The sequence below is a fragment of the Geomicrobium sp. JCM 19055 genome (assembly GCF_000698185.1).
Taxonomy (GTDB): domain Bacteria; phylum Bacillota; class Bacilli; order Bacillales; family Marinococcaceae; genus Geomicrobium_A; species Geomicrobium_A sediminis.
Window position 1 is genome coordinate 74,817 of record NZ_BAXL01000015.1, and the last position, 14,453, is coordinate 89,269.

Genomic DNA, 14,453 nt, shown 5'->3' on the forward strand with positions numbered 1-14,453 from the left:
GTTCGCTATCATACCGCTCAACATGAAGACTATGAAACGTTGAATCGAAAGCTTCATAACAAAGATAGTCTAGATGTGCTGAAATGGGCTGATCATTCATTTGGAAACCGGCTCGTCTATGCGTGTAGCTTTGGTGCAGAAGCGATGGTGCTCCTTGATTTACTTTCTAAAGTGCAAAAAGATGCAAGGATCTTGTTTTTAGATACGGACTTTCATTTCAAAGAGACGAAACAACTGATTGAACGAGTGGAAAAGCGTTACCCATCGTTTGAGATCACACAAGCGAAGCCGGCGCTAACACCAGTAGAGCAAGCGGCTACCTATGGAGAACGGTTGTGGGAGACGAACCAGACTTGTGTTGCCAAATGAGGAAATTAGACGTGCTTGAACATCATTTACAGCCCTACGACGCTTGGTTATCTGGTCTAAGACGTGAGCAATCGCCAACGCGTGCGAATACGGAATATGTAAATGCAGATCACAAGTTCCAGAAAATCAAAGTCTGTCCGCTCATTCATTGGACAGAAGAAGAAATTTGGATGTACATCCGTTTGCATCAACTTCCTTACAACGAGCTTCATGATCAGCATTACCCAAGTATTGGTTGTACTCACTGTACTCGACCCGTGTTACCCGGTGAAGATGAGCGAGCAGGACGGTGGGCAGGTACTGGTAAGACAGAATGTGGTTTGCATACAGAAGGAGGACGTCAGACGTGAAGTTAGTAAATCGATATCAACCGAATAAAGATGTGCAGCACATTACAAAAACCATTGATTTGGACGCTTTTGCACTTTCAGATTTAGAATTGCTTGGAATTGGTGGCTTTAGTCCGTTAACAGGATTCCTTAATAAGGATGATTATGAAACCGTTGTTCATTCAATGCGACTTGCATCCGGTGAACCGTGGAGTGTTCCAATTACACTTCCTGCTTCAAACGCTTCTTCCATCCATTTAGGAGAAGAGGTGCGACTCGTCTACAACGATGTGACGTATGGGGTGCTCACTGTTGAATCAATCTATGAACCTGATAAAACAGTAGAAGCAGAACAAGTCTATCGAACGACCGAGCATGCACATCCTGGTGTTGCAAAATTATATGCTCGACCGAATGTTTACATTGGAGGAGAGATCATCCTCACGAAAAAAATCGAACGTGACGAATTTGCGGAAGATTATTTGACTCCTGAGGAAACACGACAGGCTTTTCATGAGTACGGTTGGAAAACAGTTGTTGGCTTTCAAACGAGGAACCCGGTTCATCGTGCGCATGAATATATTCAAAAAGCCGCATTAGAGACGATTGATGGCTTATTTTTAAATCCGCTTGTTGGGGAAACGAAAAAAGGGGACATTCCAGCAAACGTAAGAATGGAAAGCTACAAAGTGTTATTAGAACGATATTATCCTCAAAACCGTGTTCATTTGTCTGTTTTCCCAGCTGCTATGCGTTATGCGGGTCCTAGAGAAGCGATTTTCCACGCACTCGTTCGCAGAAATTACGGATGCACACATTTTATTGTCGGTCGTGATCATGCAGGAGTCGGTGATTATTACGGAACGTATGATGCGCAAGAGATTTTCAAAGAATTTGAAGAAGGGGAATTAGGAATTACTCCATTGTTTTTCGAGCATAGTTTTTACTGCAAAGCATGCGATAACATGGCTTCACATAAAACGTGCCCTCATGATCGCTCAGAACATGTCATTCTATCGGGTACAAAAGTGCGCGAAATGCTCAGTAACCAAGTCCTACCTCCTAAGGAATTCAGTCGCAAAGAAGTGATTGAAGTACTTATAAAAGGAGAAACGAACAAAGAGGTGAAGTCATGACTGACCAAAACATCGTATGGCATGAGGCGAGTGTTACAAAGGAAGAGCGTCAACAGCGAAGCGGAGCGAAGAGCTGTGTGTTGTGGTTTACCGGCCTGTCTGGTTCTGGGAAATCTACGCTTGCAAATGCGATTAATCTAGAACTCTTTCGACGTAACTTGGCGGGATATGTGTTAGACGGGGATAACGTTCGGCATGGCTTAAATGCTGATCTCGGGTTTAGTGATGAAGATCGAGTTGAGAACATCCGCCGCATTGGAGAGGTATCGAAGTTGTTCGTGGATGCAGGAGTCATCGTATCTACGGCATTTATCTCACCGTTCCGAGAGGATCGTCACATCGTTCGTGAACGTTTTAAGGAAGATGAATTTATTGAAATTTATGTCGATTGCCCATTGCATGCATGTGAAGAGCGAGATGTGAAAGGGTTATATAAAAAAGCGCGAGAAGGAACGATCCCGAATTTCACAGGAATTAGCTCGCCGTATGAGCCACCTACACAGCCCGAAATTACAATCAATACGGACGTTTTAAGTGTCGAAGAAGGTGTCTTGAAGATCGTTCAGTACTTAGATCAACACAACTACATTGTGAGGCAAGCCGATGAGTAATGGTCAGGTGTATTTTATCGGTGCAGGTCCAGGAGATGAAGGGTTAATTACAGAAAAGGGTATTAGAGCACTAGAGCGCGCCGATGCGGTGCTATACGATCGGCTCGTCAATCCAAAGCTATTGCTTCACGCTCGACCGACTGCTGAGTTTATCTACGTTGGTAAGTTCCCAAAGCACCATACGTTACGGCAAGAGTTAATTCAAGAAGAAATTATTCGTTATGCGAAAAATGGCCAAACGGTTGTGCGCTTAAAAGGTGGCGATCCAGGTGTGTTCGGGCGAGTTGGCGAAGAAACGCAGGCCTTAGATAATGCAGGGATTAATTATGATGTGGTTCCTGGTATTACAGCGGGAATTGCGGCTCCTCTGTATGCGGGTGTTCCCGTTACTCACCGTGACTATGGAGCAAGCTTCGCAATCGCAGCGGGTCACCGCAAGAAGAATCGGAAGACGAATTAGATTGGCAATCGTTAGCTGGAATTGAGACAATCGCCTTTTATATGGGGGTAAACAACTTACAGCAAATTACGGATCAACTGCTCGCGCACGGGAGGTCTCGTGATGAACCTGCACTCATCATTGAATGGGGGACAACAGGAAGGCAACGAACGGTTCAGGCAAGTCTAGCAACGCTAGCGCTTACTGCGAAAGAAGCTAGTATTTCTAATCCAGCGATTACATTAGTCGGTCGAGTGAATCACGTATACGAAACGAAAAGCTGGTGGGAGAGAAAGAGTGGCTTTGGACAATCCTATATCGTTGCATATGATGAACATTATAATGAAGGAATTCAACAAGAGTTACAAGAAACAGGAGCAAATGTGCTCGTATATCCTCACGTGACGTCAATCGCTAAGCCTTCCCCAACGGACAATTGGCACGACGTGACGAGTATTTGTTTTGAAGATGCTCAAGCGGTTCGTCATTGGATTGTCTGGCTTCGTGAATGTAACGTGGATATTAGACAGCTACGTGCCGAGTTGATTGTTCGAACAGAGTGTGCGGCTAAACAACTCGAACAGTTTGGTCTTTCAGCAATCCAAGATGATACGAGAGAAGCGGAAGTTTCGCTCTCTGGTCTACCAGGCACTGAACAGATTGGAACGACCACTCATACGTATCATCCAATTAGTCATGATTGTCTCGCGAAGCAGTTCGAGAGTGGTGAGCGACAAACCGTCCATTTTCCGACTGTCGAATCGGTTTCGTTCTTCGTGGATAGTTTAAGGCAGGGAGGAATCGATTGGGTGGCCAACTACATTGATGCCATTTGTATGGATCGTGAAGTTGAGCAAGTAGTAAAGCCGTATTTTGCGATTAAGGAGGAAGAACATGAAAGCGATCTTGTACGTCGGTCATGGCAGTCGGGTGAAAGCAGGGTCGAACAGTTCGAGCGGTTTATTCATGAAGTCATGGTACTTTACCCTGAACCCGAGGTGTTTCAGACGTACGGGTTTATAGAATTGTCCTCCCCGACGATTGCAGAGGCGATGAATCACTGCGTGCAAAACGGTGCAACTGAGATTACAGTTGTGCCGGTTTTGCTTTTAACAGCGGGTCATGCAAGTTGATATTCCTGAGCAAGTGGAGGAAGCAATAAAAAAATTATCCGACGATACGTATCCACTACAGGGAAACGATCGGGGTGTGTGAGGAGGTCGTTGAACTAGCGGTCAAACGTTTAGAAGCAGCGGGAGTGTCTAGATTAGCAGATAAGACAAAACGAACAGATGTAGACGTCTTAATCGTTGGAAGAGGATCCAGTGATGGGTACCAACCGAGTGACGTAGCGAAGATTGCTCGCCTCATCTATGAGCGTGTGGACTGTCGTTATGTAGAGACTTGCTTTTTAGCAGCAACAACACCGACAGTTGACGAAGGATTAGAGAAAGTTGAACGTTTGCGATCCGAGCATACGGTAGTGTTGCCTTACTTACTATTTACAGGTGTGCTTATGAATGAGTTAGAACAAAAACTACAATGCCGAAAAGGTGAGACAACGTACACGTTGTGTGAGTTTTAGGTGCGGATCATGAGTTAGCGCCGGTGATCGTTTCTCGGGCATTAGCTCAGGTGGGCACGTATGACAAGTAGTTATTCCATTATGATGCATCCAAAAGATGCACAAGTCGTTGTTGTTGGTGCTGGGAAGGTTGGAACGAGAAGAATTGAACAATTGCTCGATTACCATTCAGACATTGTCGTGATCTCGCCGGAATTGCCTGAAAGCCTTCTACGCAAGGTGCGTTGGGAAAAACGTCGGGTGAGAGATTCGGAATGTTTTCTTGCGAGTATCCTTGTGTTATGTACAAATGTACCAAAACTACACGAGGCGTTAATGCGAAATCGAGCGCCGCGTCAGCTGATTTATCGAGCGGATCAGATGGCGCAAAGTGATTTTCATTTTCCAAAGTCTATTCAACGAGGGAATTTGACAGTTGCTCTTTCGACGCACGGATCAAGTCCTCATTACGCAAAACGCTTAGAGCGTGAGATTCGTGACATCTTGCCGGGGACGGTAGAAGAAGAATTAGCTTTTTTGGAAGAAGCTCGTACGGCATTGAAGCAACAAACGATGTCGCAAACGATGCGTTCGGAATTGCTAAAGAGAATCTCAGCTCAATCTTTTTTTGAACGATCCAAATCGTAAGGAAGCATTCGAGTCGCTCGCGAAACAATGGAGTGATGAGTTCTAAACGTGTGGATAAAGTTAAGCACCGAATAAAATGACAGCCAGTAAGGCAGTGTCATTTTATTCGGTGCTTTTCGTTTTTGTCGATTTGTACGACGTGGCCATCTTGTACGATGATCGTAACAGATCCATATTGTAGTGTGGCTAACATCTGTTCTACAGTTTCTTTGACTTCTTCAATTTGTGGATGACTAGCTGACATCAAGTCTCCCTCCTATGGTATTAATGCTTTGTCGTAAGTGAGTGCTTAAGGTAATCTTCATCGTGATACGTGACCGTATCAGGGTATTTAATCCCCATTCCGGTATTTAAGCAAAGAACGTGTTCATCTTCTTGGATCCACCCGGATTGTCGTAGCTTTTTCGTTGCGGCAAACGTCGCACCGCCTTCAGGACAAATCCAATTCCCTTCACGCTCTGCGACTTGCTTTTGCTCGGCTAACAACTCTTCGTCAGAGACAGCAAGGCACATCCATTCGTTTCGTAGATGGCTTCAAGCACGAGGAAATCTCCAATCGCTTTCGGAACATTAATGCCAAATGCAATCGTTTCTGCGTTCTCCCAAACGTCAGCATGGGTTTTTCTTTGTTCGTACGCTTTAACGATGGGTGCACACGTTTCTGATTGAACAGCGACGAGGCGTGGCAGAGTGGCGTCGTTAGGGATCCATCCGAGTGTCTTGAGTTCTAGAAATGCTTTATAAATGCCAATTAAACCGACACCTCCACCTGTTGGATAAAGGATCACATCAGGGAGGTGATAGCCATATTGTTCAAAGATCTCATAGCCCATCGTTTTTTTACCTTCGATTCGGTAAGGCTCTTTTAATGTGCTTACGTTGTACCAACCGTGTTCTTTAGAAGCTTCTGATACGGCATGTCCAGCATCATGGATGAGTCCGTCAATTAAAGAAAGTGTCCCTCCAGCTGCAATGACTTCACGTTTTGTAATTTCAGGCGTTTGGAGTGGCATCACGATGTGCGCTTGAATACCAGCTCTAGAAGCGTATAACGCCCAAGCGGCCCCTGCATTCCCGTTTGTTGGCATCGCAAGCGTCTGGACCCCGACTTCCTTTGCTTTCGAAACGCCGACTGCAGCACCTCTAGCTTTAAAAGAACCTGTAGGGAGTAGGCCTTCGTCTTTCATGTAAAGGTTCGGTAACTCGTACGTTTTACCGAGTGTCTCCATATGAACGAGAGGTGTCATTCCTTCTCCGAGTGAGACGCGGTTTGCTGGACTCAGCACAGGAAGTACTTCGTGATAACGCCAAAGCGTTGGTTCGCGTGTTTTGAGCTGTTCTATTGACCAATGTTCTTTTAAACGTTGCAAATCATAACGTGCTAGAAGCGGGGATCCACATACGCATAAATGTGTAGCGGTGGACCCGTCATACTCTTTCTTACATTTTGGACATTCGAGGTGTGTAAAGTAGCTATAGTTTTGTTTCACGATTGAACCTCCTGTACGAGTTAAATCATATATTCATTTGCTTGAAATGTTCCGAAACGCTCTACATGAGCGAACATGATGTCGCCAACTTTGATGGACAAGTTGTCAAATGTACCTTTTGAAAGCTCAATTTCAATGTGCTCCTGATCACGATCTAGTCGTCTTGCTTCAATGAATACGATCGGACCGACAGGATGAGTTTTCGTAATTTCGACTTCTAAGCGATGATCATTTCCAGAGTTGTGCGCGAGCGAAATTTCATGAGGTCGAACATAGCTCACTACGTTTTCGCCATCTGCATGTGGTTCTCCACTGGCAAGTGTTACGCCTCCTATAGAAATGCCTTCTTTTGTTGCGGTGCCCTTCAATTCATTTGCATTACCTAAAAAACGGTACATAAATGGACTGTTAGGTGAATCATAAATATCGGACGGGGTACCTTCTTGAATAATTTCTCCGTCATTTAAGACGATGACTTGATCAGCAACATCGAGCGCTTCTTCTTGATCGTGTGTCACAAAAACGGTCGTCACACCGGTTTGTTTATGGAGCGTTCGCAGCCAGCGACGTAACTCTTTTCTAACTTGGGCATCGAGTGCGCCAAAAGGTTCATCAAGTAATAACACCGAAGGCTCGATCGCTAGTGAGCGAGCAAGGGCTACGCGCTGTTTTTGTCCACCTGAGAGCTGACTAGGATACCGTTCGCCCAATCCTTCAAGCTTTACAAGTTCAAGTAGCTCATTTACTTTTGAATCGATTTGTGACTTTGTCGGTCGATCCTTTTTCTTTTTTACACGTAAGCCGTAGGCGATGTTGTCTTTGACTTTCATATGTGAGAACAAGGCATAATGTTGAAACACAAAACCTACATTTCGGTCTTTTGCATTCACGTTGGTCATGTTATTGCCATCAAAGAAGATGTCTCCTTTAGTTGCGTGTTCAAGGCCTGCAATCATACGAAGCAACGTCGTTTTCCCAGAGCCTGAAGGACCGAGTAGTGCTAATAATTCGCCTTCATTGACGGTGAGATTGATGTTCTTAAGGACTTCAGTTTTACCGAAGTCTTTTGTAATGCCTGTAATTGTGATTGACATCCTATTCACCCCAGTTGTTGTTTTCGTTCGACGACTTGCTTAATGACAATCGTAAAAATCGCGAACAATGACATGAGTAATGCAACTGAAAAAGCAGCAGCAAATTGATATTCGTTGTAAAGGATTTCTACATGTAACGGCATCGTGTTTGTTGCTCCGCGAATGCGTCCAGATACGACGGAAACCGCTCCGAACTCTCCAATTGCACGGGCACTACAAAGAATCACTCCGTACAGTAGTCCCCATTTAATTGCAGGGAGGGTCACGTGATAGAACGTTCTGAAACCACCTGCACCTAGTGTGAGAGAAGCTTCTTCAGCATCGCTTCCTTGAGCCTCCATTAAAGGAATCAGTTCCCTGGCAATAAACGGTAGCGTGACAAACATCGTCGCAAGAATAATTCCAGGTACGGCAAAGATGATTTGCAAGTTATTTGCAAGTAACCATTCCCCAAAAAAAAGCCATTTACTCCGTAAAGAATAATAAACACAAGACCCGCAATAACTGGGGAGACAGCGAAAGGAATCTCAATTAATGTAATTAACAATTGTCGACCACGAAAGCGATATTTCGTGAGTGCCCAAGCAGCAGCTAACCCGAACAACGTGTGGAGTGGGACTGTAACGACAACAACGAGCAAGGTTAGAAAAATTGCGTGCCTTGCTGCAGGCTCCGTAATGGAATACCAAAACACTTCAAATCCTTGGCTAAATGCACCGATGAAAATAATAAGTAAAGGTAATAACAAAAACAGCGTTAGAAAAAGAAAAGCAATGAAAATTAAGAGGGGCTTGTAGGTTTTTGTGTTCATCGGGAAGAATCCACCACCTTTTGCCCTAATTTTCTAGAAAGCCACCATTGCAGGATATTCGCTCCAAGCAACAAAAGAAATGAAAGAGCGAGCATTACCGTTGCAATCGCCGTCGCTCCCGCGTAATCAAATTGTTCAAGCTTATTCATGATGAGTAAAGGAACAATCTCGGTTTGCATCGGGATGTTTCCAGCGATAAAGACGACGGAACCGTATTCGCCAAGTGCCCGTGCAAATGCAAGTGTCATGCCCGCTAAAATTGCGGGTGTTAATAACGGGAGCAATACAGTTTTAAAAATGGTAAAAGGAGAAGCGCCGAGTAATCCAGCCGCCTCTTCTGTTTCTTGATCGAGTGAACGCAATACCGGCTCAACCATGCGGACGACAAACGGTAGGCCGATAAACGTAAGCGCAATCGTCACGCCAATCGGTGTAAATGCGACTTGAATTCCAAGTGGTGCAAGTAACGAACCGATCCAGCCATTTTCGGCATAAAGGCTCGTCAGTGCGATGCCTGCAACTGCTGTCGGTAAAGCAAATGGAAGGTCAATCATTCCGTCCATAATCCGTTTTCCAAAGAAGTCGTACCGAACGAGTACCCAGCAATGAGTAAACCGAAGACGCCGTTAATCATTGCCGCAATAAAAGAAGCAGAAAAGCTTAGTCGAAGTGCTGCAAATAATCTAGGATCAGTAACGGCATTCCAAAACGCTTCCCACCCGATTCCCATCGTGTACCAAACCAATGCAATTAAAGGAATGAAGACGATAAAGCTCATGTAAAACATCATAAAGCCGAAAGAAAGCGGGAAGCCTGGAAGTGTGCGTTTCATCGTAGTTCCTCCTGACTATGGCGCGTAGATCTGATCAAAAACGCCACCATCCGAAAAATGTCTTTCTTGTGCTTCATCCCAGCTTCCGAATCTCTCTTCAATCGTAAATAACTCGACGTCTGGAAAGTAGTCATCGTAATCAGCTAAAATATCTTCATTTCGTGGTCGGTAATAATGTTCTGCTGCAATCGTTTGACCTTCGTCAGAATATAAATAATCCAAGTAGGCATGAGCGACTTCTTCCGTTCCTTTTTGTTGGACATTCGTATCGACAATCGCGACAGGTGGCTCAGTTAGAATTGAAACCGATGGGGTAATAATCTCGAAGTCTTCAGCATTTAATTCATGCACAGTGAGTAGCGCTTCGTTTTCCCATGCGAGCAACACATCTCCGATACCGCGCTCAATAAACGATGTCGTCGAACCACGAGCTCCTGAATCCAATACGGTGACGTTCTCATAGATGTTCGTAACAAAATCCTCCGCCTCTTCTTCGCCATATGTATCTTCGGCATATCCCCAAGCGGCTAAGTAATTCCAGCGAGCACCACCAGATGTTTTCGGGTTTGGAGTTACAACTTCTACATCTTCTCGAACGAGATCATCCCAATCTTGAATGTCTTTTGGATTGCCTTCACGCACTAGAAAGTTAATCGTTGACGTATAAGGGGAGGCATTGTCTGGAAAGTCACTTTGCCACTCAGAATCCAATAATTCACGCTCTTGTAAAACATCAATATCATAGGCAAGCGCTAAGGTCACAACATCCGCTTGTAGCCCATCCAATACGGAACGTGCTTGACTTCCAGAACCACCGTGAGACTGATTAACTGTGACCGTGTCACCGGTTTCTTCTTGCCAATACGTACGAAAAGCTTCATTGTAGTCATCATAAAACTCACGAGTAGGGTCATAAGAGACGTTTAGCAATTCAATGACATCTCCGTCAGCCGTCGAATTGTCTTGAATGGCTTCACCGCTTTGATCTTCATCAAATCCACCTACGTTACATGCAGAAAGAATCGAAACAACCGTTACTCCTCCAAGAAAGTAAGAATAATACTTCACAATCATCATCCTTCCTTATAAAAGATATAATTCAAATGTAAATACTCTGAATTAAACGAGTAAAAAAAGCAAAGGTTTTTATTAAACCTCTCCTCAATTGGCCTTCGGTTGTCCGGTCAGCACGTAGGGTTTTCTTTTTTATCATACTATTCTTATTGTTTAACTATGTCAATCGATTTTTTTTCTAATATTTGGATGATAGATTGTGTGAAGACGGCTTAAATTACGATGCCGTTCAGGTATGACGTTTTCACTAAAAGAGAAGGCGCGCCATGAAGAAAGGGAGGAGGTGTAGGTATGGCGTACCTTTACATTAAGCTTATTCCTCTACGGGTGTATAGCGCACAGATAAGGTTTGTTCAATTTCATCGCCATCGTTAAGGAAGACAATGTATTCAGACGTATAAAAAGAATCGTCGCCGCTCCCTAGGATGATGTTTGATTTCGAACCGCTATTTACAAAATAATTGCCACTACCTGCATTCGGTTCTACTTTATAACGCCCTGGCGGAAGGTCTTGACCGACGGTGAAATATCCAGCAGACAACACACGTGGTTCTTCGGCTTTCGTTACAATTCCAGTCGTTAATTTTTCAAGCTCAATTTCTGCCGTTTCAATGTCGTCAATTACACGTGTTAATGATTCCTCTTTGTCATCGATTTCGTTATTTAACGTCTCGATCTCTAGCATGACGTCATCACGTTCACTAATTAAGGTGGTCATTTCTTCGAATTCCTCACTGTGATCAGAAATATCGTGTTCAAGTTGTTGTAGCAAAGTGGCTTGTTCCTCGTGCGAATTCTGGATACTGCTTAATTCTTCATTCACCTCTGTTAATGACGTTGACGACTGCGCAATCTCGATTTCAATTTCTTCGAGTGTAAACTTACGTGCATCAAGCGTCGCGCGCGCTTGATTCGTACCGATCATGTGACTAATAAAAGCAACAAATACGAGTAGAACAACACCGCCCGATACCCCAAGAATCCACCACATACCCCGATTTTTCATTGATCGTCCCCTTCGTTGTCGTCATGATTACTCTTCTATATTTATTGATGCTCTGACAATTTATTCATTCGATTGGAGCCTAAAGAATGATTTTCTAGAGTTTATTCTCATTTTATAAGTGATGAGTGAAGATTCATTTCGTACATAGCCGATTGCATCATTACTTCGGATAAGCAGATGCACGGTCAAAAAGTACTTACTGAACATGGAATCAAAAGAAGAAGGTAAGAAATCTTGCAGTATCAATTTTTAACCGAAACCACTGTGATTAGCGGTGTAAGAGTAGTGGTTTTAGGGTAAGTATAGTGGAGTTCATCTATTTAAACGACTTAAACGTATACATAAAGCATTTGATTTTGACATTGCATTGTCTGAATTGTGACCGTGACGTGACAGGTCAGCGTTCTTCATAAAATGTTAACATGCACGTATTACAATGGGTTTTAATCGTTGTTATAATGAAATCGAAAGTTTGTGAAGTAGTGAACATACTTTATTTGTGTTGTTCAAAAGGGGGTAGCACATGTTTATTGATGATCCCGTATTAATGAGTCGATTGTTAACGTTGCTTACGCTTTCGTTTCACATATTTTACGCAACCGTAGGTGTCGGTTTGCCGCTAATGATCATGTTGTTTCACTGGTTGGGGATTAAAAAAGACGACATACACTACATTTTAATGGCAAGAAGACTTGCGAAAGGGTTTGTCGTTACCGTAGCTGTTGGTGTTGTAACCGGAACGGCGATTGGTCTTCAGTTAGCGTTACTCTGGCCGAACTTTATGCAACTTGCCGGTCATATTATTGCCCTTCCACTCTTCATGGAAGTGTTCGCGTTTTTCTTTGAAGCGATCTTCCTCGGTATTTACTTATATACGTGGGACCGCTTTGATAATCAGAAAAAACACCTGTTACTACTCGTCCCAGTTGCGATTGGTGGTGCGTTGTCGGCATTTTTCATTACTGTCGTTAACTCATTCATGAATGCACCTGGTGGATTTGAAATGATTAATGGTGAACTTGCAAACGTAAATCCATTGCTTGCAATGTTTACCGTCGCGATGCCAACGAAGGTGACGCACGTCTTAGCAACAGCTTATATGACGATCGCCTTTACGCTTGCGGCAATCGCTGCGTTCCGTTTAATGAAGGGAAGCCACAAAGCCTATTACAAAAAGTCACTAAACGTCATGATGAAAGTTGGTTTCGTCTTTGCGATTGCAGCAGCAATCATTGGAGACTTCTCAGGGAAATACCTTGCAGAACATCAGCCTGAGAAATTGGCAGCTGCCGAGTGGCACTTTGAAACCGAAGAACAAGCCCCACTCATTCTTTGGGGAATCTTAGATGAGAATAATGAAGTGAAGTACGGCATTGAAATCCCATTTGCGCTAAGCATTCTCGCACATAGCGATCCGAATGCAAAAGTCATTGGTCTAGATCAATTCCCAGAAGAGCATCATCCGCCACTCATTATTCACTATTTCTTTGACACGATGATTACGATCGGCATGTTTATGCTGGCACTCTCGTTCGTCTTCCTCGTCGCTCGTTGGAGAAATTGGACATTTGTCGATAAAAAAATGGTATCGCTGGCTAATCGTCATGGGTGCACCTCTATCATTCCTTGGAATTCAAGCAGGCTGGTGGATGTCTGAAGTTGGTCGCCAACCGTGGATTTTAAGAGGAATTATGACGGTTGACGAAGGAGCAACTACTGCCAGTCACGTAGATTTAGTCTTCTTTTTCTTCGTGTTGTTGTACCTGATTCTTGGTGTCGGTACGATTGTCGTTCTTCGCAAGATGTTTAAAGACAAACCTGTGGAGAAAGAATTAGAGTCTTATGCAGGAGGGGATGAGCAATGAGTTTAGAAATCATCGGCATTACGGTGTTGTGGCTCTTTCTCTTCTTTTATATCATTGTTGGATCGATTGATTTCGGAGCAGGTGTGTTTAACGCCCACAGTATTATAAATGGGAAGCAGCACATCTTAAGTAAAGTGATCCAGCGTTACTTGTCACCCGTTTGGGAAGTGACCAACGTCTTCTTCGTCTTTTTCTTCGTTGGGATTATAGGTTTCTTTCCAGACAGTGCGTTTTTCTTCGGTAGCGTTCTATTAGTACCTGCGAGTATTTCGATCATATTACTCGCACTTCGGGGTTCATACTATGCGTTTGAATCCTATGGCTCTCAGGGTCACCGAGGTTATGCATTCATGTACGGCGCAACAGGATCTTGATTCCGGCATCCTTATCGGTCGTGCTCACCATCTCAGAAGGTGGATTTGTCTACATGGATGACGGTCAACCCGTTCTAAGTTATGAATTATTGTTTACAAGTCCGTTAACGTGGGCAATTGTTGTCTTGAGTATCGTTGCCGTGCTCTACATTTCATCGGTCTTCCTCACGTGGTATGCGAGCAAGACGGAAGATCAAGAAGCAACAGGTATCATGAGAAAATACGTACTCATTTGGGCGGTTCCACTGATCGTTGCAGCTGGCGGGATTATTTTTGAATTGCAAAACCATAACTCTGCTCACTTTGATAGCATCCTAAACCTTTGGTGGATGTTTGCCCTCTCATTCGTGTTATGGGCGATCACACTTTGGTTAATCTGGAACAGGCGAAAATATGGCCTTGCGGTATGGCTCATGATCGGTCAGTTCGCCTTTGCCTTTTTCGGCTACGGCATCTCGCATTATCCGTACTTGTTGTATCCTTATCTAACCATTTACGACGGCTTTACAAATGAAGCGATGGCGATTAGTCTCATTGTCGTCTTTATTCTTGGCATGATGTTACTATTGCCTTCCTTGTACTTGTTGTTACGCTTGTTCTTATTCGATCCGAAGTACGTAAAAGGAAAAAGGGAGTGAGCTTATGTTGGATGATTTCTTAATCTTAGTAGCTCCGTTTCTCGTACTCATCGGAGCGATCATCGTTGCCTTTATCGTAGCGAGTAAAGATAAAACGAAATAACTTTCAAAACCAGAGCGGCAGTTGCCCTCTGGTTTTTTTATGGATTGTTTTAGAAAATCGTATAAAAACA

Annotated in this window: 9 protein-coding genes and 7 pseudogenes; 9 read left to right on the forward strand and 7 right to left on the reverse strand. The window is 43.8% G+C overall.

Annotated features, from left to right (window positions below; translation table 11 throughout):
* Positions 1 to 144 precede the first annotated feature (144 nt).
* The 7 genes and pseudogenes from JCM19055_RS13915 (at position 145) to JCM19055_RS13940 (ending at position 5,096) form a co-directional block, all read left to right on the forward strand.
* A pseudogene (locus JCM19055_RS13915) lies at positions 145 to 719 on the forward strand (phosphoadenylyl-sulfate reductase).
* Complete coding sequence (gene sat / locus JCM19055_RS13920; RefSeq protein WP_042360153.1) at positions 683 to 1,834, forward strand: sulfate adenylyltransferase; 1,152 nt, start codon at positions 683 to 685, stop codon at positions 1,832 to 1,834. Before JCM19055_RS13915 ends, sat begins: the two are co-directional and overlap by 37 nt.
* Complete coding sequence (gene cysC, locus JCM19055_RS13925) at positions 1,831 to 2,445, forward strand: adenylyl-sulfate kinase (protein WP_042360155.1); 615 nt, start codon at positions 1,831 to 1,833, stop codon at positions 2,443 to 2,445. The genes sat and cysC overlap by 4 nt, the downstream gene beginning before the upstream one ends.
* Positions 2,438 to 3,183: pseudogene (cobA, locus tag JCM19055_RS31940) on the forward strand (uroporphyrinogen-III C-methyltransferase); the annotation flags it as partial. The gene cysC and the pseudogene cobA, both read left to right, overlap by 8 nt.
* Positions 3,184 to 3,858: 675 nt before the next feature.
* Entirely contained in the window at positions 3,859 to 4,017 is a 159-nt protein-coding gene (locus tag JCM19055_RS31945) for a sirohydrochlorin chelatase (protein WP_370543161.1), read from the forward strand.
* A gap of 74 nt (positions 4,018 to 4,091) precedes the next feature.
* Positions 4,092 to 4,469 (forward strand): CbiX/SirB N-terminal domain-containing protein, encoded by a 378-nt coding sequence (locus JCM19055_RS24140; RefSeq protein ID WP_052366356.1) that lies wholly within the window; start codon positions 4,092 to 4,094, stop codon positions 4,467 to 4,469.
* A gap of 60 nt (positions 4,470 to 4,529) precedes the next feature.
* Positions 4,530 to 5,096, forward strand: coding sequence for a bifunctional precorrin-2 dehydrogenase/sirohydrochlorin ferrochelatase (locus tag JCM19055_RS13940; RefSeq protein WP_042360156.1), 567 nt, complete (start codon positions 4,530 to 4,532; stop codon positions 5,094 to 5,096).
* A 97-nt stretch (positions 5,097 to 5,193) separates the two neighbouring features.
* Here the strand turns inward: JCM19055_RS13940 and JCM19055_RS25615 are convergent, their stop codons facing one another.
* The 7 genes and pseudogenes from JCM19055_RS25615 to JCM19055_RS24145 all read right to left on the reverse strand — a co-directional run bounded on the left by JCM19055_RS25615 (position 5,194) and on the right by JCM19055_RS24145 (position 11,403).
* Positions 5,194 to 5,340 carry a YezD family protein gene (locus tag JCM19055_RS25615; RefSeq protein ID WP_081833716.1) on the reverse strand — a complete coding sequence of 49 codons (147 nt, stop codon included), beginning with the start codon at positions 5,338 to 5,340 and terminating at the stop codon, positions 5,194 to 5,196.
* A 20-nt stretch (positions 5,341 to 5,360) separates the two neighbouring features.
* A pseudogene (locus JCM19055_RS13945) lies at positions 5,361 to 6,586 on the reverse strand (threonine synthase).
* Positions 6,587 to 6,606: 20 nt separating this feature from the next.
* Positions 6,607 to 7,680, reverse strand: coding sequence for a sulfate/molybdate ABC transporter ATP-binding protein (locus tag JCM19055_RS13950; protein WP_042360157.1), 1,074 nt, complete (start codon positions 7,678 to 7,680; stop codon positions 6,607 to 6,609).
* A gap of 5 nt (positions 7,681 to 7,685) precedes the next feature.
* Positions 7,686 to 8,491 (reverse strand): annotated as a pseudogene (gene cysW, locus JCM19055_RS13955) (sulfate ABC transporter permease subunit CysW).
* A pseudogene (gene cysT, locus JCM19055_RS13960) lies at positions 8,488 to 9,323 on the reverse strand (sulfate ABC transporter permease subunit CysT). The pseudogenes cysW and cysT overlap by 4 nt, the downstream one beginning before the upstream one ends.
* A 15-nt stretch (positions 9,324 to 9,338) precedes the next feature.
* Positions 9,339 to 10,400, reverse strand: coding sequence for a sulfate ABC transporter substrate-binding protein (locus JCM19055_RS13965; protein WP_042360158.1), 1,062 nt, complete (start codon positions 10,398 to 10,400; stop codon positions 9,339 to 9,341).
* Positions 10,401 to 10,710: 310 nt separating this feature from the next.
* The gene (locus JCM19055_RS24145) at positions 10,711 to 11,403 is read right to left on the reverse strand and encodes a hypothetical protein (protein ID WP_052366357.1); all 693 of its coding nucleotides are present in this window, start codon (positions 11,401 to 11,403) and stop codon (positions 10,711 to 10,713) included.
* A gap of 523 nt (positions 11,404 to 11,926) precedes the next feature.
* Between JCM19055_RS24145 and JCM19055_RS13975 the strand changes: the two are divergent.
* Together JCM19055_RS13975 and JCM19055_RS13980 are read left to right on the forward strand one after the other, a co-directional pair.
* Positions 11,927 to 13,268 (forward strand): annotated as a pseudogene (locus JCM19055_RS13975) (cytochrome ubiquinol oxidase subunit I).
* Positions 13,265 to 14,280 (forward strand): annotated as a pseudogene (locus JCM19055_RS13980) (cytochrome d ubiquinol oxidase subunit II). Before JCM19055_RS13975 ends, JCM19055_RS13980 begins: the two co-directional pseudogenes overlap by 4 nt.
* Positions 14,281 to 14,453: the final 173 nt, after the last annotated feature.